The 25054-nt window shown below is 36.6% G+C and carries 25 protein-coding genes and 5 pseudogenes; 9 read left to right on the forward strand and 21 right to left on the reverse strand.

Translation table 11 applies throughout. The annotated features are described in order from the left end of the window. Positions 1 to 371 precede the first annotated feature (371 nt). Positions 372 to 1067 carry a VIT family protein gene (locus tag RYL77_RS03545; protein ID WP_315009908.1) on the forward strand — a complete coding sequence of 232 codons (696 nt, stop codon included), beginning with the start codon at positions 372 to 374 and terminating at the stop codon, positions 1065 to 1067. A gap of 41 nt (positions 1068 to 1108) precedes the next feature. Here RYL77_RS03545 and RYL77_RS03550 read toward each other — a convergent pair whose 3' ends face one another. The 7 genes and pseudogenes from RYL77_RS03550 to RYL77_RS03575 all read right to left on the reverse strand — a co-directional run bounded on the left by RYL77_RS03550 (position 1109) and on the right by RYL77_RS03575 (position 7967). Further along, on the reverse strand, positions 1109 to 3097 hold the full coding sequence (locus RYL77_RS03550; RefSeq protein WP_315009910.1) for an ABC transporter permease: 1989 nt from the start codon (positions 3095 to 3097) through the stop codon (positions 1109 to 1111). A 1-nt stretch (position 3098) separates the two neighbouring features. Next, positions 3099 to 3857: an ABC transporter ATP-binding protein gene (locus tag RYL77_RS03555; RefSeq protein ID WP_315009911.1), complete on the reverse strand. Its 759-nt coding sequence runs from the start codon at positions 3855 to 3857 to the stop codon at positions 3099 to 3101. Between the two features lie 372 nt (positions 3858 to 4229). Next, positions 4230 to 4502 carry a PspC domain-containing protein gene (locus RYL77_RS03560; RefSeq protein WP_033683610.1) on the reverse strand — a complete coding sequence of 91 codons (273 nt, stop codon included), beginning with the start codon at positions 4500 to 4502 and terminating at the stop codon, positions 4230 to 4232. Positions 4503 to 4560: 58 nt separating this feature from the next. Continuing rightward, complete coding sequence (locus tag RYL77_RS03565) at positions 4561 to 5010, reverse strand: SprT family protein (protein ID WP_315009914.1); 450 nt, start codon at positions 5008 to 5010, stop codon at positions 4561 to 4563. After that, the gene (locus RYL77_RS03570; protein ID WP_315009916.1) at positions 4997 to 7126 is read right to left on the reverse strand and encodes a Tex family protein; all 2130 of its coding nucleotides are present in this window, start codon (positions 7124 to 7126) and stop codon (positions 4997 to 4999) included. The genes RYL77_RS03565 and RYL77_RS03570 overlap by 14 nt, the downstream gene beginning before the upstream one ends. A gap of 101 nt (positions 7127 to 7227) precedes the next feature. Beyond that, a pseudogene (locus tag RYL77_RS08960) lies at positions 7228 to 7310 on the reverse strand (acetyl transferase); the annotation flags it as partial. A gap of 384 nt (positions 7311 to 7694) precedes the next feature. Further along, positions 7695 to 7967: a hypothetical protein gene (locus RYL77_RS03575; protein ID WP_315009917.1), complete on the reverse strand. Its 273-nt coding sequence runs from the start codon at positions 7965 to 7967 to the stop codon at positions 7695 to 7697. Between the two features lie 253 nt (positions 7968 to 8220). On the opposite strand from RYL77_RS03575, the gene RYL77_RS03580 reads away from it, so the two are divergent. From RYL77_RS03580 to RYL77_RS03590, 3 genes are read left to right on the forward strand one after another with little or no spacing between them, the layout of a single operon-like run. Further along, positions 8221 to 8352: an SPJ_0845 family protein gene (locus RYL77_RS03580; RefSeq protein WP_000268685.1), complete on the forward strand. Its 132-nt coding sequence runs from the start codon at positions 8221 to 8223 to the stop codon at positions 8350 to 8352. Continuing rightward, positions 8353 to 9258, forward strand: coding sequence for a permease (locus RYL77_RS03585; protein WP_315009922.1), 906 nt, complete (start codon positions 8353 to 8355; stop codon positions 9256 to 9258). It begins immediately after the preceding gene. Next, positions 9255 to 10070, forward strand: a complete 816-nt coding sequence (locus RYL77_RS03590) for a TIGR03943 family putative permease subunit (protein WP_315009924.1) — start codon at positions 9255 to 9257, stop codon at positions 10068 to 10070. The genes RYL77_RS03585 and RYL77_RS03590 overlap by 4 nt, the downstream gene beginning before the upstream one ends. Before the next feature lie 209 nt (positions 10071 to 10279). On the opposite strand, the pseudogene RYL77_RS03595 reads toward RYL77_RS03590, so the two are convergent. The 7 genes and pseudogenes from RYL77_RS03595 to RYL77_RS03625 all read right to left on the reverse strand — a co-directional run. Then, positions 10280 to 10663, reverse strand: a pseudogene (locus tag RYL77_RS03595) (type II toxin-antitoxin system death-on-curing family toxin); the annotation flags it as partial. A gap of 8 nt (positions 10664 to 10671) precedes the next feature. Further along, positions 10672 to 10842: an AbrB family transcriptional regulator gene (locus RYL77_RS03600; RefSeq protein WP_315009925.1), complete on the reverse strand. Its 171-nt coding sequence runs from the start codon at positions 10840 to 10842 to the stop codon at positions 10672 to 10674. A gap of 166 nt (positions 10843 to 11008) precedes the next feature. After that, positions 11009 to 11725: an alpha/beta hydrolase gene (locus RYL77_RS03605; protein WP_315009927.1), complete on the reverse strand. Its 717-nt coding sequence runs from the start codon at positions 11723 to 11725 to the stop codon at positions 11009 to 11011. A 3-nt stretch (positions 11726 to 11728) separates the two neighbouring features. Then, on the reverse strand, positions 11729 to 12040 hold the full coding sequence (locus RYL77_RS03610; protein WP_315009929.1) for a hypothetical protein: 312 nt from the start codon (positions 12038 to 12040) through the stop codon (positions 11729 to 11731). A 109-nt stretch (positions 12041 to 12149) separates the two neighbouring features. After that, complete coding sequence (locus RYL77_RS03615; RefSeq protein ID WP_315009931.1) at positions 12150 to 13892, reverse strand: glycoside hydrolase family 13 protein; 1743 nt, start codon at positions 13890 to 13892, stop codon at positions 12150 to 12152. A 173-nt stretch (positions 13893 to 14065) separates the two neighbouring features. Further along, a complete protein-coding gene (locus RYL77_RS03620; RefSeq protein ID WP_315009933.1) occupies positions 14066 to 14557 on the reverse strand; it encodes a nucleotidyltransferase domain-containing protein in 492 nt (163 codons plus the stop codon). A gap of 63 nt (positions 14558 to 14620) precedes the next feature. Beyond that, complete coding sequence (locus RYL77_RS03625; RefSeq protein ID WP_315009935.1) at positions 14621 to 15502, reverse strand: diacylglycerol kinase family lipid kinase; 882 nt, start codon at positions 15500 to 15502, stop codon at positions 14621 to 14623. A 245-nt stretch (positions 15503 to 15747) separates the two neighbouring features. Between RYL77_RS03625 and RYL77_RS03630 the strand changes: the two are divergent. The 5 genes and pseudogenes from RYL77_RS03630 to tnpC all read left to right on the forward strand — a co-directional run. Next, a pseudogene (locus tag RYL77_RS03630) lies at positions 15748 to 16032 on the forward strand (endonuclease); the annotation flags it as partial. 85 nt (positions 16033 to 16117) lie between these two features. Next, on the forward strand, positions 16118 to 16303 hold the full coding sequence (locus RYL77_RS03635; protein WP_315009937.1) for a hypothetical protein: 186 nt from the start codon (positions 16118 to 16120) through the stop codon (positions 16301 to 16303). After that, positions 16284 to 16634 carry an IS66 family insertion sequence element accessory protein TnpB gene (gene tnpB, locus RYL77_RS03640; RefSeq protein WP_042901078.1) on the forward strand — a complete coding sequence of 117 codons (351 nt, stop codon included), beginning with the start codon at positions 16284 to 16286 and terminating at the stop codon, positions 16632 to 16634. The genes RYL77_RS03635 and tnpB overlap by 20 nt, the downstream gene beginning before the upstream one ends. A gap of 53 nt (positions 16635 to 16687) precedes the next feature. Continuing rightward, the gene (locus RYL77_RS03645) at positions 16688 to 16894 is read left to right on the forward strand and encodes a transposase (protein WP_042901079.1); all 207 of its coding nucleotides are present in this window, start codon (positions 16688 to 16690) and stop codon (positions 16892 to 16894) included. Further along, complete coding sequence (gene tnpC, locus RYL77_RS03650) at positions 16875 to 18197, forward strand: IS66 family transposase (protein ID WP_042901081.1); 1323 nt, start codon at positions 16875 to 16877, stop codon at positions 18195 to 18197. Before RYL77_RS03645 ends, tnpC begins: the two co-directional genes overlap by 20 nt. Before the next feature lie 222 nt (positions 18198 to 18419). Here tnpC and RYL77_RS03655 read toward each other — a convergent pair whose 3' ends face one another. From RYL77_RS03655 to RYL77_RS08965, 7 genes and pseudogenes are all read right to left on the reverse strand, one after another. Beyond that, on the reverse strand, positions 18420 to 18965 hold the full coding sequence (locus RYL77_RS03655) for a hypothetical protein (protein ID WP_315009942.1): 546 nt from the start codon (positions 18963 to 18965) through the stop codon (positions 18420 to 18422). After that, complete coding sequence (locus tag RYL77_RS03660) at positions 18955 to 19911, reverse strand: nucleotidyltransferase (protein ID WP_247949258.1); 957 nt, start codon at positions 19909 to 19911, stop codon at positions 18955 to 18957. Before RYL77_RS03660 ends, RYL77_RS03655 begins: the two co-directional genes overlap by 11 nt. A 37-nt stretch (positions 19912 to 19948) precedes the next feature. Beyond that, positions 19949 to 22183 (reverse strand): S8 family peptidase, encoded by a 2235-nt coding sequence (locus RYL77_RS03665; RefSeq protein WP_315009945.1) that lies wholly within the window; start codon positions 22181 to 22183, stop codon positions 19949 to 19951. Further along, the gene (locus tag RYL77_RS03670; protein ID WP_315009947.1) at positions 22183 to 23247 is read right to left on the reverse strand and encodes an AAA family ATPase; all 1065 of its coding nucleotides are present in this window, start codon (positions 23245 to 23247) and stop codon (positions 22183 to 22185) included. The genes RYL77_RS03665 and RYL77_RS03670 overlap by 1 nt, the downstream gene beginning before the upstream one ends. Positions 23248 to 23413: 166 nt before the next feature. Then, positions 23414 to 24067, reverse strand: coding sequence for a DNA-binding protein (locus RYL77_RS03675; RefSeq protein WP_315009986.1), 654 nt, complete (start codon positions 24065 to 24067; stop codon positions 23414 to 23416). Positions 24068 to 24089: 22 nt separating this feature from the next. After that, a pseudogene (locus RYL77_RS03680) lies at positions 24090 to 24590 on the reverse strand (helicase); the annotation flags it as partial. Continuing rightward, positions 24589 to 24893: pseudogene (locus RYL77_RS08965) on the reverse strand (hypothetical protein); the annotation flags it as partial. The pseudogenes RYL77_RS03680 and RYL77_RS08965, both read right to left, overlap by 2 nt. Between the last annotated feature and the right edge of the window lie 161 nt (positions 24894 to 25054).

A 25054-nucleotide genomic window follows, 5' to 3' on the forward strand; every position in this document is an offset into this window, starting at 1 on the left:
GCATTTTTTACTCGGGTTTATATTTGCTAGAAAACATCATCTCATTTTCTAAGCTCCATTACTATATCATGTTTTTAAAAACTTGTAAAGTATTTTTTGATAAAAAACAAAAATATGTTCGCAAATTGTTCTGTTTATGTAAAAAATATCAATAAATATTTTTTGTAAACGATTGTAAAGTGAACAAAATGACGATGGTGTTTAATTTAAAATTCTTTCATGCCAGTCTATACTCTTTCCCTTCTGTGTTTGATCTATTAGATAAGATGACGACATTTTTAGATCATTAAAATCGTGCAACTTTTTTCAGATAGTTTTAAAAGATTGATTTCCTTATATTTTTCCTTTATACTGGATAAAAGGAGAATAATATGTCAGAAACAAATCACGAAATTGATTCAAATTTTGCAGGTCGTTTAAATATCCTGCGTGCAGGTGTTCTTGGTGCCAATGATGGAATTATTTCCATTGCGGGTGTGGTTATCGGGGTTGCCAGTGCCACGACCAATATCTGGATTATCTTTTTATCAGGTTTTGCGGCTATCTTAGCTGGTGCCTTTTCAATGGCTGGTGGAGAATACGTATCCGTTTCAACTCAAAAAGATACAGAGGAAGCAGCCGTTGCGCGTGAGCAAGTCTTGCTAGACCAAGATATGGAGCTAGCCAAAAAATCCCTCTATGCTGCCTATATCCAAAACGGAGAATGCGAAACTTCTGCCCAACTCTTGACCAATAAAGCCTTTCTTAAAAATCCACTCAAGGCTCTGGTAGAGGAAAAATACGGGATAGAGTATGAAGAGTTTACCAATCCTTGGCACGCTGCCATTTCTAGCTTTGTTGCCTTTTTCCTTGGAAGTTTGCCTCCAATGCTCTCAGTAACCATTTTCCCAAGTGAGTACCGCATCCCTGCTACTGTCCTTATCGTCGGTGTGGCTCTTCTTCTCACTGGCTACACAAGTGCTAGACTTGGAAAAGCCCCGACCAAAACGGCTATGATTCGGAACCTTGCTATTGGTCTCTTGACCATGGGAGTTACCTTCTTACTCGGTCAACTTTTCAGCATTTAGAAGACAAGAAATACCTCGATTTTGAAGTCGAGGTATCTTTTTTACATTTGGACAATTTTACGATAACTTCTAGAGGTAATCATGAAAATCAGCACATAGGCGATGAGGAAGATAGCGCAGATAGACAAGGTCACAATCAACATCATATTCGTATCTATTACACCAATCACTTTTAAAATCAGACTAAGCATATGGTAGGCAAAGGCTAGATGTATGAAGGCAAAAAGCAAAGGAAGGAAGAAAACAGTTAAAACCTGTTTGTTAATGGTTTGCTTGATTTGCTTTTGATCTAAACCAACTTTCTGCAAGATAATAAAGCGTTCACGGTCTTCATAGCCTTCAGAAATTTGTTTGTAGTAGATGACCAGAACGGTTCCGACCATAAAGATAATGGATAGGAAAATACCGATAAAGAAGACACCACCAAAGAGGGCACTCATTTGAGCACTAGCATCTGCTAGATTGCTACCATACACATAGCTACCTTCCGTGTTTAATTGAGCATTAAACTTTTGTAAGTATTTTTCATATTCTTCAGCGACTTTGAGTTGCTCTTCTTCACTGATACTTACATTCATACCACCGTAAAACTGATTATAGATATCCGAATCTGGGAATTGGTCCAAAAAGGCTTGTAAATTAGGTACAACAAGGTAATTGTAATCAGAAGTCAAAATATTAAACTGATTTGGGACATGGTTCACAATGAAATCTTTAGTAAATTCTTCTTTTACAGAAAATTGATGATCGTTTAGAGTTAGAGCTTTCTGTTCTTTAACTCCCTCATTCTTGGCAAAGAGTCCAACCTCATTTCCTGATAGAGAAAGTTTTTGACCAGTCATATTTTCATAATCTTTTTGATCAAATACCATGAAAACTGTTTTGGGTTGGACACGATTTTGTCCTTTTTCAAAAAGGGCTAACTTGGTTCCTTCTTGGTTTGCAACACCAAAGTAAGTGTAACGAAGCACTTCTTTCTCTTTAATCTTATAACCTTTGTCACTTGCAAACTGGCTCAAGAGTTTGTCCAAATCTTCTTTTTCAACATTTTGTCCTGAAACCCCAAAATCATGAGGATTTAGAACTTTTTTAAAGCTTTCTGAGGCATTGAAAATACTAGTCGCTGCTGACATGGTCACCAAAACCATTGTTGACAAGATAGCGATAGTTGCTAGTCCAACCGCATTTTTCTTCATACGGAAAATCAAGTTGGACACTGAGATAAGATTATTTGGTTGGTAATAGTATTTCTTATTTTTCTTTAAGATTTGAAGGAAAACGGTAATCCCTGCATTAAACAAAAGATAGGTACCAAAGATAACCAGTAAAACAGCTAGGAAGAAAGTTGTTAGGGCTGTAAGAGGATCTTTTACAGTAAGGGCAAGATAGTAGCCAATCCCTAAACTTATGGAACCAAGAATCGTTTGGAGAGGTAGGAAACGACCTTTTCTCTCACCGCTAGCTTTCTCACGTGAGAGCTGGAGGGCATTCATACGGGCGATTCGAATGGCATTCAGGAACATGAGACCTAGGAAAATCAAACCAAAGACAACAAGTACTGTAATGACAACTTTCATCTGGAAGGTAGCGACTAGTTCTACCTTTAATTTCATCAGTTTGAGTAGGAAAGCGAAAATCAACTTGTCAAACAAGGCTCCAATACCGATACCTGCTCCAACAGTTAAAATTCCAAATACCACTAACTCCTTAAAGGTCATACTGATCAGATGGCGCTTCTCCAAGCCCAACATGCCATAAATTCCTAGTTCCTTGGAACGGTTCTTCATGACAAAACTATTGGCATAGAGGACGATAATGGCTGATGCAAGTGTAACGACAAACATACCAAATCCAAGTGTTGTTTGAATGGTTTCTCCTCCACGAATTTCTGCAATCTTGGGATTGAAGGTCAGGGAGTAAAAGAGATAGGTGACAGTGACTGCCAAGAGAACAGCCAGCGCAAAAGGATAGTAGAGTTTGCGGTTTTTAATCAAGTTCGATACCGCTAACTTATTGGTTAATCGAAACATACTAATTCACCTCGCTTGCCATGACAGTCAAGGTATCAGAAATTTCTTGGAACATCTGACGCTCTGTCTTCTCTCCACGGTAGATTTGATTGTAAAGAATGCCGTCTTTGATAAAGAGTACACGCTTGGCTCTGCTTGCTGCTGCTGTGGAGTGGGTTACCATGAGAATGGTTTGGCCGCGCTCATTGATTTCATCAAAGACATCAAGTAAGGCTGCAGAGGACTTGGAATCAAGGGCACCTGTTGGCTCGTCCGCAAGGAGAATTTCAGGTTCTGTGATGATGGCGCGGGCTACTGCTACACGCTGTTTCTGCCCACCAGAAATCTCGTAAGGGTACTTCTCTTGCAATTGGTTGATGCCTAGATTCTCAGCTGTCACCACCAATTTCTTCATCATTTCCGTAATGGGTCTTCTTGAAAAGACAAGCGGAAGCAAGATATTGTCCTTAACAGACAGAGTATCTAGCAAGTTAAAGTCTTGGAAGACAAATCCCAATTTTTCACGACGGAAGCTAGAAGCCTGTGAATTTTTAATGGTTGCGGTGTCAGTTCCATTCAAGTAAACCTGCCCACGACTTGGTTTATCCAGCATAGCTAGAATATTGAGAAGAGTTGATTTACCAGAACCAGACTCACCCATGATGGCAACGTAGTCACCCTTTTCTACGGTAAAGTGAATATCCTTGAGGGCTTCTACTTGGTTGCCCTGAAAACGTGTTTTATAAATTTTTTGAACATGTTTTACATCTAAAAGTGTCATGAGAATCTCCTTTCTTAATATCCCATCAAATGAAATGTTGCTTGCATCATAGCGCATCCCAGCTGAACGCGCTCGATTTCTTTGTGGCTTGGTTTTCTTATTTTCTTATGTAAGATTTGTTTCATGATGTTACTCCTTTGTTCTTTATGAGTCTAGTTTACATCAAAAAAAGACCGCTTGCCATAACCTAACCTTACAAAAGAGACTTTAATCTTACATTTTTGTAAGATTGGGGGAAATGTAGATATTTTATCAGAAATATTTTACCATAAAAAGAAGGCAAGAAGAAAACCCTTGCGGATACAAGGGTTCAAAAATTTTAAAATAGATTAGTCGAATTCATAGACTAACAGTAAAATAACTGTTTCTACCTCACCAAAACCATCCTTCATTATCGTCAATGACTTGGGCTTCTTTGCGTTTGCGTGGGCCTGTTCCATACATTTCTGCTTCGATTTCTTCCTTGGTTGGCATGACAGAAGCTAGGATGATATAGATAATCACGCCAAGTCCAAAGTTTGCGACTGTAAAAATGGCAAATAAGAAACGAACAAGGGTAACATCAAAGTTCCACTTGTCTGACAGACCTGCCAGAACTCCTGAAATCATGCGATTTCGTCTCATTTTATAAAATTTACTGTTCATGATATTTCCTCTTTCTGCTAGGTTAGACATAGTATAACACGGGTAGGCTCGGCTTTCATCAGTCCTCAGGCTGATTTATTAATAGCAATTTACCTCGACAAAGTCCACAGCGATAGCGTATAGTATCAATCCTTCTTTTGCGATGATACCTTTGCTGGCAGGATTGACAACGATAAAGTTTGAGTGGTTTAGAGTTACTATTTGGCAAGGTTGGTACAAACCGTAATCCATCCACTGCTTTCAAAAGTTCCTTAAAATCCCTATCCTTGTGTTGATAGCCCTTCCCTTGAAAATAGAGGTGATAGTGACAGAGTTCATGTCGGACAATTTTCCTAAAAATATCCAACCCCAGTTCCTGATAAACCTTAGGATTAAAATCCAAATGCCCATCTTTGGGGAAAAATCGCCCACCTGTCGAACGTAGACGCCTATTCCACTGGACATGATGGATAAAAGGTCTGCCGAAGTCTTCTAGTGAAACCTGCTTGACGTAATCAGTCAGTTTCATTTGGAGCGAGGAGCGACAGATTGACTTTTTCCCGTTCAGTATCAATTTTCTTAACCCAAACAGTTACCAAATCACCGACGGATACCACTTGGCTAGGATGTTTGATAAATTTGCGACTCATATGAGAAATATGAATCAAGCCATCCTCATGAATTCCGATATCAACAAAAGCACCGAAGTCAACGACATTACGCACCACTCCTTCTAGCTTCTGACCGACCACTAAGTCCTTGATATCTAGGACGTCTTGGCGAAGCACAGGTGCGTCAAAGGAATCACGGAAGTCTCGACCTGGTTTGAGAAGGTCGGCAATGATATCTTTAAGAGTTTCGGGACCAAGGTCTAGCTCTTGCGCCATTTTCTTGACAGAAAGGGACTTAAGCTTATTTTGAGCTTCTTCGTTTAGATCTTTAATATCTAAGCGTTTGAAGAGTTCCTTGACGGCAGCATAATTTTCTGGGTGAACTCCTGTATTATCAAGGATATTGCTACTTTCAGGGATACGGAGGAAACCAGCAGCCTGCTCAAAAGCCTTGGCACCCAGACGAGGAACTTTCTTAATTTGAGCGCGTGAAGTGATTTTTCCTTCTTCCTCACGGTATTTGACAATATTTTCAGAAATGGTTTTATTGAGTCCAGCAACATGGGAAAGAAGAGCTGGGCTGGCTGTATTGATATTGACACCGACTTGGTTTACCACTGTATCGACAACAAAGTCCAGACTTTCAGACAGTTTCTTCTGACTGACATCATGCTGGTACTGGCCGACACCGATTGACTTAGGATCGATTTTGACCAATTCCGCAAGAGGATCTTGCAAACGACGAGCGATAGAGATAGCCGAACGCTTTTCAACGGTCAAGTCTGGGAACTCCTGACGGGCTAGCTCACTGGCAGAATAGACAGAAGCACCACTTTCATTGACAATAACATAGCTGACTTCTGGAAACTCTTTGAGAACTTCTGCCACAAAGGCTTCACTTTCACGACTAGCCGTTCCATTTCCGATAGCAATAATTTCCACGCCGTATTGACCAATCAAGTATGCCAACTCTTTCTTGGCTTCTTCGATTTGACGAGCTGATGCTGGTTTGACAGGATAAATCACCTGAGTTGTTAGCATTTTCCCTGTTGGATCAACGACAGCCAGCTTGGCACCTGTACGAAAGGCAGGGTCAAATCCAAGAACCACGCGCCCTTTCAGCGGAGCAACCAAGAGGAGATTGCGCAGGTTGTCAGAAAAGAGTTGAATAGCTCCCTCTTCTGCCTTTTCAGTTAATTCTGTACGAATACGGCGCTCGATAGCAGGCAAGACTTTTTTCTTAACAGATTGCTGAACAACTTCATCAATATAGGCATTTTTTACCTTGAAACGAGCAGCAAAGAAAGCTAGAATACGATCCGTAGCATGTTCAAAACCGACCTTCAAGATACCTAGCTTCTCCCCACGATTGAGAGCCAAGGTTCGATAACCTTGCATATTGCCAACTGTCTCTGAAAAATCATAGTAAATCTGAAAAACCTGCTTTTCATCAAGACTTTCATCCTTAACTTGAGAAGTTAGTTTAGAGTGTCTCAGCACCTCCTGATAAGTCATAGCACGTAAATTGACATCTTCCGATAAGGCTTCGACCAAGATATCAACTGCACCAGCCAAAGCTTCTTTGCCTGTCGCAAAACCTTCACAAACAAACTTCTCAGCTTCTTTCTCTAAGTCAGCTACATTCTGCAAAATCAGACGAGCAAGAGGAAAGAGTCCAGCTTCACGGGCAATGGTTGCCTTGGTCCGACGCTTTTCCTTGTAAGGAAGATAGAGTTCTTCAACGTCTGCTAATTTTTCGGCAGCTAGGATAGCCTCTTCCAATTCCTTGGTCAACTTTCCTTGTTCTTGAATCTTAGCCAAGACAGCTTCCTTACGGTCGTTGAGGTTGGTCAGACTTTTATCCAAGTCAATAATGGCCTTAATCGCCACCTCATCCAGACTACCAGTCATGTCCTTGCGGTAACGCGCGATGAAGGGAATAGTCGCCCCTTCAGCTGTCAAACTTAGAACGGTATCAATTTGCTTTAACGTCACTCCCAAATCCTGGGAGATTTTTTCATATTTTTTATCCATGAATCTATTATACCACAAGCTAAACGTTTCAAATTAACTCGTATAACATTTAAAAAATATGTAGGGAATAGATTTATATGCTATAGCGTAATAACTTGTACTTAGAGAGCATTGCCTCCTTTTTTAACCACCCCATGACATCAAAAGTATTTAATGGATCTGACATAATAGCCAGTTCTGGGACCCGTATTATTGAGAAGATTACAATTTAATTCTAATAGTTTACAAAAGGATCAGTGATTAATTTCACTGTTTTTATTTTTGACAATAATGCGCAACGATTCTCCCTCCTTATTCTTCAAAAAAACGCTTTTTTGAACAATAGGATTGTAATTTCTGTTTCTAATCTTTCAAAATGCGTGTTTTTGAGAAATAAAAAAAACGCAAGCCTGAGCCTGGTGGGGTGTAATCTATTTTGAAATTTTAAGTAAAAAAGGAGCATTTAAGCCCCTCCTTTGAAATAACAGACACTTGGCTGGTCGGTGTACCCAGCATCTCAGATACCTTTTTCAAGGTGCGGCAGGAACCTTTCTGCCCTCAAATGTCTTTCGTTAATGTTATTCTAGCACTAACTACTTTTTTTGTCAAGCTTTCTCAAGCTACCAGACTTAATACGACTTTGTAACTTAAAATCTTGCAAGCGATACATGGTCGGAACATAAAAGAAATCGCCACTCTTATGTAACTTGATGGCAACAAGAACATTATCATCAAATCTTTTAACATATTCAAAACTAGCATCTTTCTCTCGTGGATTGACCCCAACGAAATCTGGATTACTTAGTATGAGTTCCAGATCTTCGATATGATGAATCACATCATTATGATGCCGTTTCAACATATGACTTCTTAAACCTTCTTTGTTAACCTTGATATTACTAGTTTCAAGAACAATATTAAAATTTCGTCAGTAACCTGACCGATCTTTTTATGTTCCATCATTTCCTCCGTTATTCCACAACTATTATATCACAATCAAGGTGTATATTAGGATATATCAAGCTCTATGATTCGTTAGATACTCAATTTTAACTTTTCCCTTTTCCTCAAAATAATAGTATAATAGAGGTAGAATTTAGAATCGAGGTACACCTATGGCTGTAAAATTTACAAAACGAGACGACTTGGACAAGATGTTTGAAGAGTTTGCTAAACTCCCTGATTTGAAACAAGTCACTTTCCCTGATGACAAAGAGAAAAAAGCCAAAGCAGAAAAGAAAAACTAGATGACTGCTTTCCAACAACTCCCTTCTAGCGTGCTTCAGACTGGGGCTATTTTTCTCTCTATAATCATTGAAGCCCTACCCTTCGTTCTGATAGGAAGTATTGTCTCAGGACTAATTGAGGTTTATATCACACCTGACAAGGTTTATCATTTTCTCCCTCGAAATCGTTGGGGGAGAATCTTTTTTGGTACCTTTGTTGGGATTCTTTTCCCCTCTTGTGAATGTGGAATCGTCCCCATTATCAATCGTTTTCTGGAAAAGAAAGTTCCCAGTTACACGGCCGTTCCTTTTCTTGTGACAGCACCTGTTATCAATCCCATTGTTCTCTTTGCGACTTATTCTGCCTTTGGAAACTCCTTCCATGTCGCCCTGTTACGAGCTCTGGGTTCCATTGTTGTAGCTGTGATACTTGGGATTTTTCTGGGATTTTTCTGGAAAGAACCGATTCAGAAAGAAAATCGTTTGGCCTGTCATGAGCACGATTTTTCTCATTTGAGCTCTGCAAAAAAAATTTTTCAGGTCTTTGTGCAGGCCATTGATGAATTTTTTGATACGGGACGTTATTTGGTATTTGGATGTCTCTTTGCCTCTGTTATACAGGTCTACGTTCCGACTCGGATTCTGACCTCTATCAGTGCGACTCCTCTTTTTGCCATCCTGCTCTTGATGCTTTTGGCCTTTCTTCTCTCTCTCTGCAGTGAGGCCGATGCCTTTATCGGTGCTTCTCTTCTCTCAAGTTTCGGCTTGGCACCAGTTCTGGCCTTTCTTGTGATTGGCCCAATGCTGGATATCAAAAATATTCTCATGATGAAAAATTACTTGAAAGCACGATTTATCAGTCACTTCATAACGATTGGGACTCTGGTCGTTTTAGCCTATTCTCTCTTGATTGGAGTCATCCTATGATTCGATTTTTAGTTTTAGCTGGCTATTTTGAACTGACCATTTATCTCCATCTGTCGGGCAAATTAAACCAGTACATCAACATGCACTATTCCTATCTGGCCTATATTTCCATGGTGCTTTCCTTTATTTTAGCACTTGTTCAATTGTATATCTGGATGAAGCAAGTCAAAACCCATAGTCATCTGAACAGCCGATTAGCCAAGGTGACGAGTATTGCTCTTTTGGCTATTCCAATTGTCGTCGGTTTAACTTTTCCAACTGTTAGCTTGGATTCTCAGACCGTTTCTGCTAAAGGCTATCATTTCCCCTTATCAGAAGGAACGGATCAAGCCATTCAGACCAGCGAAGGGACGACAAGCCAATATTTGAAACCAGATACCAGTTCTTATTTCTCAAAAACAGCCTATGAAACGGAAATGCGAACGACGGCGGATAAATATTTGTCCCAAGATAGTATTCAGATCACTAATGAAAACTATATGGAAGTCATGGAAGCTATCTACGACTATCCAGATGAGTTTGAGGGTAAGACAGTCCAGTTCACAGGCTTTGTCTATAATGACCCCAGTCATGCCAATAGCCAATTTCTGTTCCGCTTCGGCATTATTCACTGTATCGCAGATTCGGGTGTGTATGGATTGCTGACCAAGGGAAATACCCGTCAGTATGAAAACAACACCTGGATAACGGCTAAAGGAAAACTGGTCAATCACTACCATAAAGAACTTAAACAAAATCTCCCAACCTTGGAAATCGACAGTTTTACCAAAGTCGATAAACCAGAAAATCCCTATGTGTATCGCGTGTTTTAAAAAAACAAAACGAACAAGTTCTCTTCTGAATGACAGAAAAAGAGCCTGTTCGTTTTTTGTTATATGAGATATAGGAAGATACCGAAAATTCTCACTTATCAATAAAAAGAGACAATATCAGTTTCTGCATGACAGATTTCTAATATAGTCTCTTTATCTATTTTTATACTTACAAGAATTGAATAGTTGAGCTTATTTTTTCCATTAATTCTAAACGAATGTTCAGAAACCCATTTGACGTAAGTGGTTAAGCTTTCATCTGTTAAGGATTCTACTGCGATAGTCACGCACATATTTACTGCTTCTTCAACAGAAACAGTAAAACGATAGCCATTTAATTGCAGAAATTTTACTAAAACAAAGAAAGCAGTTCGTTTATTAGCATTGGCAAAAACATGCTTCTTTATCAATTGGACAAATAGTATCGTTGCTTTATCAAAAATTGTTGGATAAAGAGGCTTCCCAAAGACAAATTGTTCTGGTAAATTGACAATCATATTTAAAGCCGAAGGACTAACTGTTTGAATTTCCTTATTTGGAGAATAACACTGAATTGGTAAAACATTTATTTTTTCAATTTGCTTTTCTGTCAATTATACTGTTATTTTTCCACCAAGGCTTTGAAAACATCGTCGTATCTGTCAAAGATTTTATCTACATTTAAGTCAAAGGCATCATCAGATACATAAGAAACCTGCTGACCCAATTCTTCCGATTTTACACCACTTGGAATAGTGATTGAATTTCCTTGTTTTCTTATTTTCACGACCATCTTATTTTCTCCTTTTCTGCATTAAAATAAATAATTACGGTAATTACAATGGCAGGATAATTCGCTCTCGTAACAATCTATATCAGAGCAAATAAATATTATAGTTTTGAAAAGTTATTAATGCCGCTATTTTAAATCTTATACCATTTCAAGTAATATAAGAAGCTCAGTGAGAATTAGAGAGCCACTCATTAATTAGACTAGCGATTTCTTTGGGTGCTTCAGTATAAAGCTCATGGCCAAAGTTCTCTAAAAAAATAGTATCAACATAGTCTGGCAATTCTTTTAGGGCTTCCTCTCTCCATCTAGTTTCATTAGGATAGCGAGGACTAATAAACAAGGTATCTCCCACTTCCCTCTTGAAAGCTTGTATTTTCCGCCGTAAGCGGAGAATCGCTTCTATATTTTCATAATCTATAGCTAACTCATATCTATCATACTCCGCATTCCAGTGATAAGACTGTCTTACAGCTTCCTCCATATTTTCTGACCAATACTTTGCTTCGGATTTTTCTTTAGAAATAAGAAGATTTAAGTCCGAAACAACTTGAGATTCAATATAGTTTTTAGTTTCCTCTAACTCTATATCCAAAGGTAAAATCTTATCTAAATCTAGATAGCCACCATCCAAAAGAATCAGTTTCTTTACTTCTTCAAATTCCGATGCGAGATAACGAGCCAAATCCCCTCCAAGAGAATGGCCTATCAGACAGATAGATTCTTCCTCTACTATTTCCTTTTTAAACCATGCTTTCAATTCTGTTTCATCTCGAAGATGCTTTTCATACGGATTTAGAAAACAGACCTGCAAATCTAGCTCTTGAAGAAAATCCTTGCTATGATAAACATTGCTTCCCAGACCGCCTATAAAATATATTTTCATTCTCTACTTAATACTATGTTTATTCATCTTTTGTTCAAAGATAGTTGTGATAATCTGACGCAATTCTTCGCGTTCCTTTTCTGGGATTTCACCACTTGTTTGAGCTGCAGCGTAGAGTTCAGGGTGTTCAATTGAAATGCGTTTAATGGTGCGTGTCGTAGCATGTTTTCTGACGAAAAACGGGATTCGCTTAATCAAGTCTTGTGGGACAAGCGCAAGAATCTTCTCAGCGGTTTCCTTGTCACTAATTTTAGACGTAGTCAGCCCCTTCTTAATCATTTCCTGTTCTTTTTCTGTAAAATCTGTTAATTTCATCTGATTAATCCTCCTATTTTCTTTAAGTTAAATTATATATCATTTGTAGCAAGACAACAAATAGTCTGTTTGTAAAATGCTCTCTATACTACAACTTTCCTGTCGCTCTTTAATGAAAAATCACAAATCCTTTTGGAGAGATGACAAGCTGATTTTCCAATTCTCGGCAATTGCTTGCTAGTGCTACTGCTTCTCTATCTAGAATATAATCTTCACTTGATTGGTTGAAAATTGCTTCGAAGATTTGCACATCGTATTTCCACTGCAAAGCTACTAGATCAGGTTTGATTTCTTGAAGGCTATACTTGCCATGCTGAATGATTACTGACGCATGTTTCCGAATCTTAATCAGTTTCTTGATAAAGTTCAGCATATCATTGTCACTTGATACACGTTCCCAAGGCATACAACGACGGCAATCTGGGTCTGGACCGCCAGTCAAGGATAACTCTGTTCCGTAATAGATACACGGTGTTCCTTTTTGTAAAAAGAGGAAGGCTAGAGCTGATTTGACCAGTTGAGCGTCTTCATTTGCCGTCCACAAGATTCTCTCTGTATCATGAGAATCCAAGAGATTAAACATAACCTCTGAAATCTGCTGTTTGTAATACATAGATTGGCCATTGATTTCATCTATGAACTGGTTCGTCTTCTTAATTCCTCGTAAGAAATAGTCCTTGATGCTATCAGATAAAGGATAATTCATGACGGCATGGAACTCATCGCCATTTAGCCAAGGCTGAGACGTATGCCAGACTTCTCCTAGGATATAAAGATCAGGCTTTTTAGCTAAAACTGCCTTACGAAAATCTTTCCAGAACTGATGGTCAATCTCATTAGCCACATCCAAACGCCAAGCATCGATGTCAAACTCTTCAATCCAATAAGTCGCAACCTTTAAAAGATACCCCTTGACCTCTGGATTGGCTGTATTTAGCTTGGGCATATAGTCCTCGAAACCAAAAGCATGATAGGATAACTCTCTCTTATTGGCTAACTTTTCAGTCGTCACTGGAAATTGTTGAATATGGAACCAATCCTTATAAGCAGACTGTTCACCATTTTTGACAACATCTTGCCATTGAGGAGATTGCGAACCAATATGATTAAATACAGCATCCAGCATGATTTTCATACCTCGCTGATGCGCTTGCTCGACCAGTTCCCGAAAAGTCTCCTTGTCCCCAAAATGACGGTCAATTTCAAAGTAATCTGTCGTATTGTACTTGTGATTGCTTGTAGATTCAAAGATAGGACAAAGATAAAGTCCAGTAATTCCCAAGTCTTGCAAGTAATCCAGATGGTCAATAATCCCCTGTAAATCACCACCAAAGAAATCATCACTCTTAGGTGTGACAGATGAATCCCAGTCTAAAGTCCCTTCTGGGTTTAATCGAGCATTTCCATTAGCAAATCTCTCAGGAAATATCTGATACCATACCGTATTTGAAACCCAATCAGGAACCTGGCAGGCATCAATCTCATGAAGATAGGGCAACTTAAATCCATTTCCAATAGCATGAAGATTTTCTAGAGAATTTTCCACGCAGCCTTTATCGCCATACAAAATGCTCTGGCCCTCTGTATCCTTGAGTTCAAAGAGATACTGGATACGTGCAAAGTCAACGGACACTTCAACCTGCCAATAATCAAAGATGGCGTCGGAAGTCAGCTTGGCCATTTCCTTTGTATCTTGATAAAACTCCTCCATAAAGATAAAAGGATCACCATAATGCAAGTTGATGCTTTCAATGTCCCCTTTCTTAGTTCGAATCCGAATATGAAGTTTCTTATCCTTATAAAGATAGGCAAACTCCGACTCAGTCCTATGGTAAATAGCACTTAATTCCATCAATTTGTCTCCTTAAGTTCTAATTCAAATTTTACGCAAACGTTTTCATAATTGTGATTCTAGTATACTACTTTCGTATTTTATTTTCAAGGCTTGTCCGTAGATTCTAGTGGTTTGGTTCTATAAATAAAAAAGCAGCCATTCTTACAACTTGCTACTTTTCAAATGATGATTTACAAATGTCTTTCCAGCCACTCAATTTTTTTAAAATCCTTATTGTTATTGTGCTCATTTCGATAAGAATCTTGGGAAGAAGCCTTGTAAATGCTTAAAAACTGTTCCAAACTTGGAACTCGAAAAGAGATGTCATCGAGATGAATCAGCTCTATATCCGATTCCGAAACTCCTGCAAAATCAGGTAAAGAATCAATACTTCCGAATTCAACACTCAGACCATCTTTTTGGAATTCATGCTCATGAATATCTATTAAGGCATAGCCTAAGTGTTTCATCACTTTCATTATCTTGTCCCACTCATAAATTCTGAGATGATCAGGTGCTTCCCAACCTCTAGGATCACCAGGCACATGAATGTCAATGTCAGACGGCCTCCATTCTTCATTTGATCGGTATTCAAAACCCAAAGATCCCATGAGCGTCGGATTGATTCCGATTTGGTTTAAATGAGAACAAATTGTTCGAAATTCATCAAATAGAGAATTCATTCCTCCTCCAATCGTTGATATAGAATTTAATTTTGTTGTGAATAATAAACTAATTTTTACCTTCTACTCTTTCGGTTTTGAAAATACTTCTACTCGCTGAGCTAGGACTTTGATTTCTACAGGTAGGTTATCCGATTTATCGCCGTCAACATCTGACTCCAATTCACTATCTGAAGAGATCTTAATATTACGCGCTCTGATATACTCAATATTATCATTGCCGACAACATCTCCTTTTAGTAAATCAGGAATGACGGATAATTTGGAGAATATTGAAGCATCTTTTAGAATCAAAATATTGGCATAGCCGTCTTTGTTTTCTTCAAAGATTTTCTTATCAGCGAAGTAATTTGTCAAGAGAACCAACACATGGCTAGCTTCACCAACATAATTTCCATTTTCTGTATCAACCTTAATGTTAAAGACCTGATCCGTCATGACAGACTTCATGGTGTTTACAGCATAGGCAAGAATACCAAATTTTGTCTTGTCCTCGATTTCAACGTTGTGAATCGCTTCTGGAACAGAACCGATACTAAAGATATAACCAAAATAGTTATCATTTGCTTTACCAATATCAATCTTGTTGGTTAAATCAAAATCGAGTTCATCTATCGCGCCATCGATGTCTTGATTGATTTCCAACAATTTTGTAATGAGGTTACCCGTACCGCCTGGGATAATTCCTAACTTAGGAATGTAGTCTCTCTCAGCAATACCCGAAATGACTTCATTGACAGTCCCGTCTCCACCAAACACAACCACTGCATCGTACTCCTCACGAGACGCTTCCTCAGCAAAGTGTGTTGCATCCAATGCTTTTTCGGTAATTTTGGTTTCCACATGCTCAAAATAATCTTTGGCTTTATTCTCCAGCTTGACCTTATAATCCAAAGCTTTTTCACCACCAGAGGTAGGGTTGATAATTATCATTGCTTTTTTCATTGATTTTCACCTCAAAATCCGTTAGAAATGGTTACATTTCATCCTATACAACTAAACGTATTCCCATTATACAATGAAAGTACAGAAAAGAGAAATATGAAGTACTGGTGATTGATTTATAAAAACATTGAAAAATTATTTAATAAGAATTTTTAGAATACAAAATATCGGTTGAGTAAAGATTAGCAGATTGTATCAGACGACTAGCTTCTAAATATTGTCACTTCATTATCTAAAATAAAGATAAGCAGCTTGATGAATACATTCAAAAAACTGCTGATGAAAGACAAAATTTACAAGATCAAATCAAGGATATTAAAAAGGAAATACAGGAGCTTTATGCCACTATGGAACAAATTCATACTGTTAAAAAGTATCGATCTTACTACAAAGAATATAAGGCAAATCCGTCTGACAAGACATTTTTTGAGGAATACAAATCTCAAATCAAGCTCTATGAAACTGCCCTTTCAGAGCTTAAAAAATCCTATTCCAAGCTCCCAAATTCAAAGGATATTTTAGATAAACTGTAAGCGCGTCATAACAAGGTATCTATCATTCATGGAGCTCCTCCTGTATACTATTAGTAAAGTAAAACTATTGGAGGATATTTTAATGCCACAGCCTATTGTTCCTGTAGAGATTCCACAATATCGTCGTTTTGATTCTAAAAAGAGAAATGATATTCTTCTTAAAATTCGTATTGGCAAGCTTGAACTAAGTTTTTTTCAATCTCTCAATCTCGAAATGATAGAACAGCTTTTGGATAAGGTGTTGCTCTATGACAATTCATCTATCTAGCCTAGGGCAGGTCTATCTCGTATGTGGGAAAACGGATATGAGGCAGGGAATTGATTCACTGGCTTATGTCGTTAAAACCCACTTTGAATTGGATCCTTTCTCAGGTCAAGTCTTTCTCTTTTGTGGTGGACGTAAAGACCGCTTTAAAGCCCTTTACTGGGATGGTCAAGGATTTTGGCTACTTTATAAACGCTTTGAGAATGGTAAACTGACTTGGCCCAGTACAGAAAAGGATGTCAAAGCTCTCACACCTGAACAAGTAGATTGGCTTATGAAGGGCTTTTCTATCACTCCTAAAATAAATTCATCAGAAAGTCGTGATTTCTATTGAAATGAGGACTTTCTTTTTAGTATAATGAAGTTAGAAAACAAGGAGGGAAGCCCATGGAAGAATTATTAAAAATCATTCAACAACAGAGTGCTACAATTGATAGTCTCACCAATGAACTTGCCCTTCTTCGTGAACAAGTGGCTTATCTGACTCAAAAGCTCTATGGAAAATCCTCTGAGAAAAGTGTTTGCCTCTCTGGACAACTCAACCTTTTTGAGGAAGAGTCTCCATCTGAGGAAGATGGAGATATTCCCAGTTGAAACAGAGGAAATTACCTACAAACGTAAGAAATCTAAAGGGAAACGCCAAGCTCTTCTTGCCCAATTTGATTCAGAAGAAGTTCATCATCATCAACTAGAAGAGAGCATTTGCCCTGATTGTCAGGGAGAGCTAAAAGAGATTGGAGCGACCCTTCAACGACAAGAATTAGTCTTTATTCCTGCGCAATTAAAACGAATAGATCATATCCAACACGCTTATAAGTGCCAAACATGCAGTGAGAAAAATCCGAGTGATAAAATCGTGAAAGCTCCTATTCCTAAAGCCCCTTTGGCGCATAGCCTTGGCTCAGCTTCTATTATCGCTCACACCATCCATCAGAAGTTTAATCTGAAGGTACCCAATTATCGCCAAGAAGAAGATTGGGCTAAGATGGGTTTACCAATCACACGTAAGGAAATCTCTAATTGGCATATCAAGGCGAGTCAATACTATTTGGAGCCCCTTTATAACCTTTTACGAGAAAAGTTGTTAGAACAATCTCTTCTTCATGCGGATGAAACCTCTTATCGGGTCTTAGAAAGTGATAGTCAGCTGACTTACTATTGGACTTTTTTGTCTGGGAAAGCTGAGAAGCAAGGGATCACGCTTTACCACCATGATCAGCGTCGGAGTGGTTTAGTAGTGCAAGAATTCCTAGGAGACTATTCTGGGTATGTGCATTGTGACATGTGGTCTGCTTATCGTCAACTGGAAGAAGCTGAACTTGTTGGTTGTTGGGCGCATGTAAGAAGGAAGTTTTTTGAGGCGACTCCCAAGCAAGCAGATAACTCATCGTTAGGTGCTAAAGGTTTAGCTTATTGTGATCAATTATTTTCTTTGGAAGGAGGCTGGGAATCCTTGTCAGCTGATGAACGACTACAGAAACGTCAAGAAAAGCTCCATCCCTTAATGGAAGACTTCTTTGCTTGGTGCCGACGTCAGTCAGTTTTACCTGGTTCAAAACTAGGGAGGGCAATTGAGTACAGTCTCAAGTATGAAGAAACCTTTAAGACAATTTTGAAAGACGGGCATCTCGTCCTTTCCAATAATCTAGCTGAACGCGCCATTAAATCATTGGTTATGGGACGAAAAAATTGGTTGTTTTCTCAAAGTTTTGAAGGAGCTAAAGCAACAGCTATTATTATGAGTTTGTTGGAAACAGCTAAACGTCATCAATTAAATAGCGAGAAATATCTATCCTATCTTCTAGAATATCTTCCAAACGAGGAGACTCTCGTTAACAAAGAGGTTTTAGAGGCTTATTTACCATGGAATAAAGTTGTACAAGAAAAATGCAAATAAGAAATCTCCAGATTAGGAACTATCGCTGAGTTCTCTAGTCTGGAGATTTTTCAATATACTTAGTTATTGGGCGGTTACGATAAACTTAATAAATTGCAAGAAAAAAAGAATACCCTAATGCAAGAGTATTCCTCCTCAAAATCCGATATGGATGAACTTTATAAAATACGCAAAAACTAAGGAATTTATATGGGTAAGGAGATGGAGAGATAGCTTCCATCTCTACTCTTCACTTTTCAAAGTTAAATCTCCTATTGTTTTTCTATTAGTCCAGTAACTTCCTTTTATGCTGTCAATTTTATCAATTTGCAATTTGCAAGTGCCTATTTGTATTGGATTTTTTTCACTATATCTACTTAAAGGATTAGTAATATAAGTGTAATATAACACAAATCCTCCATTTTCTTCAACTAAATTGCTGGTAGTAGTTTTACTGCTTATTTCATCAGATTTGAGTTTCACATCTGTATAAAGAAAACTTTGCTTAATCTCAATTTCAACTGCTTTTTCTCCAGATTTACCCTTATAGTTATAACTTAAAACTCCAGTATATTTTTTCTTTAATCTTGGTATTTTCACAAAAGGATTGTATTTCCATAAATATCTTTCATATATAGCTATTGCAATAACAGAATATCCAGCGGACTCTAAAATCAAATCCCAATAATCCAAACCCGACTGAGGCTTCTTAAACTTATACAATATAATGAAAATAAGAATTATAATTATTCCAGATAATTTTATCAGTGATTCCATTTTAGATTTCATAACTATAAAATCCTTTTAACTCATCTATGAATCCTTTATATACCTTCTCTCTATCAGCAGAATCATAGCATAATTTTTTAATACCGTTAACTTCAACAAAGCTATTAATGTTATGTTTATTATCATAAAGAAACTCTACAATATCATCAAAAATATATTTGTAACAATCATACTTTGTAAAAATTTCATCAGGAACATTATAAAGTAAGCATTCTATACCAAAAGAGCTTGCTTTCTGTGCAAATTCGTATCTTTCATCTTGCATTTGATACCTCATCTCTTTTGCTATTCTAACCATTTTCTTAAAATATAAGTTTGTTCTTTTATTCTTATCTATTCCATTCTTAATATGTTGTTCCGGATAATTTATTACTTCAGTTCCATCATCAGCTTTGATAAGTATTCCTCCTACATAATTTTCTGGATCAAACCTGTAATCACAAGAGTAATCCCTATATCTTAATGCTGGAACCGAATCAGCATCTTTTCTATAAGAATTTCCATGTATTTTAATAGATTTGTTTTTTCTTTCCACATCATCACCAAATTTATTTTCTAATGCGGATTGAACTATATTTTTAAAAGTCTTGCTTTTTGAAATTGCACTTATAAAACCATAATTAGTTTTAGAAACACCAACTCTATATTTTGGTCTAAATTGATCTATTTGAACAACAGCAATATCTACATCACTATGCTGTCTAACATTAGTATTGTTTGCATAAGATCCTTGTAAAAATATTTTAACCTCATAATCATCATTACTCTTCATCATAACTTCAAATGAAGGTGTCTCACTATACATTTTTTGAATGGAAGTCCTTTCATTAAATCCGATAGTTTTTAATGCATCAACTACCATTCTTATGGCATTTTTACATTGATTTTCCTCTGTTTCACTCAAAGGTTTTGCATATTTTCTTAATTGCTCTTCTGTGAATATCATTTACTACTAATCCTCCTTTGATACCGTCATTTAACATCTATTCAAACTCAATCTCTTCATTAACTTTTTGGTGAATATCTACTCTATTAACAACATCGATTACATTTACCAGCCAACCATTTAGTGTACAACTTCTGATAAATTCATCAATTCTATTAACTCCATTCATTTCTTTGAGTGTTACAACAACACCAAATCTAACTCCTACACCATCTTGAGGAGCTAATCGGTTATTTGTTTTTATTTCCATGCCCCAATTCTTATTTCTATAAGAGTCTTTTGGTATCATTCTTTTTGTAGCACTCTCTGCAATATACTTTACATTGTCCCATTTTCTAAACTGCTTTCTGGCTTCACCTTCCAAAAGATAATTTTTTTCTCCCTCTAAGGTGTCTTCTGTATTCTGTTTATCTCCCTTAATATCCTTAATTTTTTTATCATCCCCTATTCGCCCAAAATGTAAATTCAATTCCGTATTTGTATAATCAACACCTTGCAATCTATCACACAATGGAAAATAACACATCGTAGCCTTCGCAATATATGGATACTTATTATCTTTTAGAGGAACTGGAAAATCGTAGTTATAAGTATTCCATTTTTCGCTAATGTCTGATACCACAAATTTAATTTCATCATCTTTTGTTTGAATAATATCGTTTATATGAATTGGTACAACTCCATGCCCATATAAAGCAACTTCCTCAGGAGTCGGTTTTTCATCCCAACCTCTTGCAGCATCAATAATCATGGCTTTTGCAACTTCTCTATTAAGTCCTAACACATCAATTAAATAAGATAATTTTCTCGCAATCCAAGGTGCAGCATAAGAAGTTCCGGCAACACTCGCAGCCCCTAAAGGTTCACAAACCCTAATGTACTCTTCTTCACTGCCACCATAATAGCTCACATCAGGCTTTGCAAAGAAAGATAATACTAATCCTTTACGAGCATATTTAGTAGACAGACCATTCTTACTAACTGAATTTACAACTATGCTATTAACAGAATCCGCCGGAGATCCTATTTTTACTATATCTGCACTCGGTTTATTTGTCCCTGCCACAACAAATATTACATTGTTTTCAAACTGAATTCTATCTAATGTTGCAGCTTCAGCAGAAATAAAGTTGTCATTAATTTCCTGATTACTGCCAAGTGAAATATTCCAGACTTTTATATTTGAATTATTTACCACAATACTCTTTATTTTCTTTATTATTGAAAATGAAGAATATTCAGCACCTACCGCTACTCCAAAATGCCTAACTTTAAACCTTCCGCAGCCATCATCCAACCAAGGATTTAATCTTGCTCCATCAACAATAATAGAAGATACTGCTGTCCCATGATTATAATCTTTTGGATTTTTTGGTATATCTTCTGAAACCATATCATGATATTCAACCCAATCACTAAAATAAACACTTTCATCGAATAAGGTATCTATCACTCCAATCGTCGGTTCAATAGTTGGGGATGGTATAGTTACCATTTTTGTTTGATACTCATTGATAAAATCATCGGGTGATAAACTTGACAAATCAACTGTTGCCATTGAAACAAGATAGGGTGCTTTTTCAAAAAGTACTTCTACCTGATTTTCATCTAAGTAAACCGTTTGATTATCTAAAATTCTGCTACTTAAAATATCTATCCCTAATCTTTCAAATAATAATTTTGTATCTTTTCTTACATCGTACAAAGTTATAATACTCTGCTTTACATCCATTGTAGGTAACTCTACTTCAAAGGAATCAATATATGATGCATCTGCAATCACTTGTTTGAATGTAGACATACTTACAGAAAGTTCTTTAAAAACTGCCGAATTAATAATATTTTTATCTTCAAACATGTTTTTGTTAATCTTCCCTGCAAATTTTTGAGATAATATATTGGAAGTATCTGTAATCAACTCTATGCTTTTAGTCAAGTCATACTCGTCAAGAAAATATGTGATAATATGTTTACTCTTATCTCTATTAAATTTTGCTCCAACAATTGCATCATTAGAAGCCGTTCCTTTAAAAAGTCCAGAAATCCGGTTACTTTTTGCAGCAATCTTATTATAATAAACACTAACCAAAATACCTTCAAACGGCTTTGTTTCTTTATCCCAGAATTCTTTAATCTGAATTAGCTGAGATCTTAATCTTAATAAATGCTCTGTACTGACTTCCACTTTCCCATTCATGGCTATGCCTCCACGCATACCATTTTTACTGGCTTGCACAAAGCGTTTCCCTTTTAATTCCACGACATTATTCACTATCTACTTCCTCCCTCCCTCTTTAACTTTCTTGATACTGCACTTTTAGACTCACCTTTTAATTTTTCTATTTCTCTTACAGTAAATCCTTCTTCATGAAGTTGGTTTATATCCTTTTGATCCAAACTCCCTATCAAACTATTGTATAATCTTTTCAAATAATCATACTCAGAACCAACATCGCTAAATGCAAGTGATGTTTTTATAATGTTTTTTAATTCCCCGGGATAAGGTATTTTCTTTGCTGTCTTTAATATTTTTTTAAATAATCTTGTATCCTTTGATATTCCTTTAAAATTCTTGATAAATGAAGAAAAATAATATTCAGCAACTTCTATTAAATCCTCATCACTATACCTATTGAAATTAATAACAGCATCAAATCTCCTAATTAATGCTTTATCAAAATTTGAATATAGATTAGTTGTTGCAATAAGTACAATCTCTTTATTAAGGTCTGTCAATCTATCCAATTCTCTTAAAATTGTAGATGTTACTCTTCCCATCTCTCTAATATCATTAGAATTAATTCTATCCAAAGCAATAACATCAATTTCATCAAATAAAACCACAACCTTATTTGCATTTGGAAGCATATTTATTTCTCTAAATACTTTTATTATGTTTTTATTAGTCTGTCCCAACTTGCTATCTATCAAGTTTTCAAAATCCACCCTAAAAAGAGATCTATCCAATAATCTTGCAACATTTTTGGCTGCTTCTGTTTTTCCACTTCCCGGTAATCCTTCAAATAAAAATTTATTAATACCAACATTATGGTTTACAGCGTTAATAATACCTTTTATGTCTTCTGTTATTTCAAGTGGTAAATTTAAAGCCTCTAAATTTCTTATTTCTACTTGTTTTAAAAACTCACTTTCAAAATCACTACTTTGTGGTGAATATAAATTTGCTTCGGACATTAACCCCATAATATATTCAGATAACTGATAATCTCCTATGCTATCAAAATATCTTGCTATTGCTATCGCCTCATTTCTAAAGGAATTTTCATTCCTTTCCACATGGTATTTTATTAAATTTAAAACATTTTGTTTTTTCATATTGCCATACCTCCTATTTTCTTTATTATACCACAAATCGGGACACGTTTCTATACGTTTGGGACAAATATCATAAATTTTAATTTTCTATATTATAGGTTATATTAGTAATCATTCATGAATAAAAAAGAGCCGGTGCAGTCCTAAGACCACACCGACCATAGATTTATCTTTCAGCTTCTTTCTTTTCTTTAGGTTTTTCCTTTTCTTCAGCCTGATATTTTTTGATAGCTCCAAGTACAGAATCATTCTTTTCTTCTTTACCTTTCATCTGCTCTTTTGTCTTTAATAGCTTTGAAGAAAGTATCCTGATATTGCTATGCTCTTTCCCGTTATCATCAATTGAAGTTCTTATTTGTCCAAAGAGCTTAACAAAATATTCCTGCTTAAAGTCCTTTGGAATATCACTTTTTTCTCCATAGGCAGAGCAATTATGATATACCTTATTACCCTCATCATCTTTAGATACCACAGAGAAATTTGCTACCTTAAAGGCTTTTCCGTTCTTATTTTCCCTTTCAACTACATCGACCTCCCCAATAATATTTCCGACAATATTGATAAGATTATCCTTTTCTTCTTGAGCATAAGGTAAGTCTTTTATCTGTCCCTGTTCTCTTAAATCCTCAATCATATAGTCAAATTCCTCATGTAGCAAATTAAGGCTGTCATTGTCCATATAAGCGTCATAGAGGTTGTCTAAAGCACTTTCATCGTTAATGCCTTTTTCCATGCTGATAATTGCCTTAACAAAGTCTTTATGGTTATCATTTACCATATCTTCAATTTTATCTCTTATTGTTTTGTATTCTCCTTTCATAGTAAAAGGGGCTTTCGCCCCCTTATATTGCATATTCCTGTTCTTTCGTTGTTTGTTTTTCTCCTGTTTTGCTTTCATTTTGATAGGCTCTTATCTGACCTAAAATAGACGGCTTGTCCTCTGATTTTTGTGTAGTTTCTCCTTTACTATGAACATTATCCTCCACATCAAAGGTTGACTCAAAATAGTCGCTGTCCCTAAAATCATTGTCATATCTGTCAGCAATTCCATCATTATCTAAGTCTTTTGCAAGCGGATTATAGAAGTTTCCCTCATCATCAATGTCCAGTCCGAGAGCTGCCTTTAAGTCCTCGGAATCCACATAGACTAAATCTTCAAAAGAGGATATCTCTATTTCATTTTTCATATTCCTTAGAGCTTCGTTTTCTCCCTTGTTTTCATAGTCGAAGCTCTCTGTTTTGATTGGAGTATCATCAATATACTGTGTCCATGTTTTAGCTTCTAAATTCAGTTCGTACTGAATCCCATGCCTTTCATCCGGTGTATTCGTATACGCAATGCCTGTTTTTTGAAACTGTCTGGCTTATATTAAAGATATAGTCCACCTTTTTATATGTGCCGTAATCCTCTAAAATTGGTATCCCTTTCTGCCCTCGCATAACCGTTCGATTAAAGCGTTCCCCCAGTAGTCGAACTTGGCACAGGCTGTTGCTTCAGGATTTTTATCATATATACTTAATTGACTTCTAAAATAATACCTTTGATTGTTTCCGACAACTTTTAGGAACTTTAGATATTCTGCTTCATTATACAAAACATCTTGTTTTATTAGCTCCAAAATGCTATGAAAATCATTTATTCGCATTTTTTCTTCCTTCTTTTTTCAAACAAAAAAGGCGGTTAGATTTTACTCTAATCACCTTCGCTATATACCAAATATTATTACTCTATTTCAATTTTTAATTGATTCACTTTCAGATAGTATCTTCATTTGTTCAATAGCTATTGCATTTAATTTTTCCAATC

This window comes from uncultured Streptococcus sp. (assembly GCF_963516515.1).
Lineage (GTDB): Bacteria > Bacillota > Bacilli > Lactobacillales > Streptococcaceae > Streptococcus.

Excerpts from the sequence above, each read along its gene's own strand:
- RYL77_RS03545 (WP_315009908.1), top strand. The coding sequence starts at position 372 with ATGTCAGAAACAAATCACGAAATTGATTCAAATTTTGCAGGTCGTTTA.
- RYL77_RS03550 (WP_315009910.1), bottom strand. The coding sequence starts at position 3,097 with ATGTTTCGATTAACCAATAAGTTAGCGGTATCGAACTTGATTAAAAAC.
- RYL77_RS03555 (WP_315009911.1), bottom strand. The coding sequence starts at position 3,857 with ATGACACTTTTAGATGTAAAACATGTTCAAAAAATTTATAAAACACGT.
- RYL77_RS03560 (WP_033683610.1), bottom strand. The coding sequence starts at position 4,502 with ATGAACAGTAAATTTTATAAAATGAGACGAAATCGCATGATTTCAGGA.
- RYL77_RS03565 (WP_315009914.1), bottom strand. The coding sequence starts at position 5,010 with ATGAAACTGACTGATTACGTCAAGCAGGTTTCACTAGAAGACTTCGGC.
- RYL77_RS03570 (WP_315009916.1), bottom strand. The coding sequence starts at position 7,126 with ATGGATAAAAAATATGAAAAAATCTCCCAGGATTTGGGAGTGACGTTA.
- RYL77_RS03575 (WP_315009917.1), bottom strand. The coding sequence starts at position 7,967 with ATGTTGAAACGGCATCATAATGATGTGATTCATCATATCGAAGATCTG.
- RYL77_RS03580 (WP_000268685.1), top strand. The coding sequence starts at position 8,221 with ATGGCTGTAAAATTTACAAAACGAGACGACTTGGACAAGATGTTTGAA.
- RYL77_RS03585 (WP_315009922.1), top strand. The coding sequence starts at position 8,353 with ATGACTGCTTTCCAACAACTCCCTTCTAGCGTGCTTCAGACTGGGGCT.
- RYL77_RS03590 (WP_315009924.1), top strand. The coding sequence starts at position 9,255 with ATGATTCGATTTTTAGTTTTAGCTGGCTATTTTGAACTGACCATTTAT.
- RYL77_RS03600 (WP_315009925.1), bottom strand. The coding sequence starts at position 10,842 with ATGGTCGTGAAAATAAGAAAACAAGGAAATTCAATCACTATTCCAAGT.
- RYL77_RS03605 (WP_315009927.1), bottom strand. The coding sequence starts at position 11,725 with ATGAAAATATATTTTATAGGCGGTCTGGGAAGCAATGTTTATCATAGC.
- RYL77_RS03610 (WP_315009929.1), bottom strand. The coding sequence starts at position 12,040 with ATGAAATTAACAGATTTTACAGAAAAAGAACAGGAAATGATTAAGAAG.
- RYL77_RS03615 (WP_315009931.1), bottom strand. The coding sequence starts at position 13,892 with ATGGAATTAAGTGCTATTTACCATAGGACTGAGTCGGAGTTTGCCTAT.
- RYL77_RS03620 (WP_315009933.1), bottom strand. The coding sequence starts at position 14,557 with ATGAATTCTCTATTTGATGAATTTCGAACAATTTGTTCTCATTTAAAC.
- RYL77_RS03625 (WP_315009935.1), bottom strand. The coding sequence starts at position 15,502 with ATGAAAAAAGCAATGATAATTATCAACCCTACCTCTGGTGGTGAAAAA.
- RYL77_RS03635 (WP_315009937.1), top strand. The coding sequence starts at position 16,118 with ATGCCACAGCCTATTGTTCCTGTAGAGATTCCACAATATCGTCGTTTT.
- tnpB (WP_042901078.1), top strand. The coding sequence starts at position 16,284 with ATGACAATTCATCTATCTAGCCTAGGGCAGGTCTATCTCGTATGTGGG.
- RYL77_RS03645 (WP_042901079.1), top strand. The coding sequence starts at position 16,688 with ATGGAAGAATTATTAAAAATCATTCAACAACAGAGTGCTACAATTGAT.
- tnpC (WP_042901081.1), top strand. The coding sequence starts at position 16,875 with ATGGAGATATTCCCAGTTGAAACAGAGGAAATTACCTACAAACGTAAG.
- RYL77_RS03655 (WP_315009942.1), bottom strand. The coding sequence starts at position 18,965 with ATGAAATCTAAAATGGAATCACTGATAAAATTATCTGGAATAATTATA.
- RYL77_RS03660 (WP_247949258.1), bottom strand. The coding sequence starts at position 19,911 with ATGATATTCACAGAAGAGCAATTAAGAAAATATGCAAAACCTTTGAGT.
- RYL77_RS03670 (WP_315009947.1), bottom strand. The coding sequence starts at position 23,247 with ATGAAAAAACAAAATGTTTTAAATTTAATAAAATACCATGTGGAAAGG.
- RYL77_RS03675 (WP_315009986.1), bottom strand. The coding sequence starts at position 24,067 with ATGAAAGGAGAATACAAAACAATAAGAGATAAAATTGAAGATATGGTA.